This is a genomic window from Bradyrhizobium sp. PRIMUS42 (genome assembly GCF_023006515.1).
Lineage (GTDB): Bacteria > Pseudomonadota > Alphaproteobacteria > Rhizobiales > Xanthobacteraceae > Bradyrhizobium.
The window spans coordinates 1-223 of record NZ_JALBGZ010001673.1; the positions used below are offsets into that span (position 1 = coordinate 1).

At 61.4% G+C, this 223-nt stretch carries 1 protein-coding gene; it reads right to left on the reverse strand.

All coding sequences use genetic code 11. The features are described 5' to 3' along the window. Positions 1-223: AMP-binding protein (locus MOV75_RS43020; protein ID WP_246933157.1), on the reverse strand; the 223-nt coding region annotated here is incomplete at both ends.

Here is a 223-nt window from a genome sequence, read left to right on the forward strand (position 1 = left end):
GTAGACGATCGGCGCGCCGCACATGTGGGTGACGCCATGCTGCCTGATCAGCTCGAAGATTCTGGTCGGCTCGACCTTGCGCAGGCAGACGTTGATGCCGGCTGACGCCGCGATGGTCCAGGGAAAGCACCAGCCGTTGCAGTGGAACATCGGCAGCGTCCAGAGATAGACCGGATGCTGGCCGAGATTGCCGGCGAGGATATTGCTGACGGCATTGAGATAG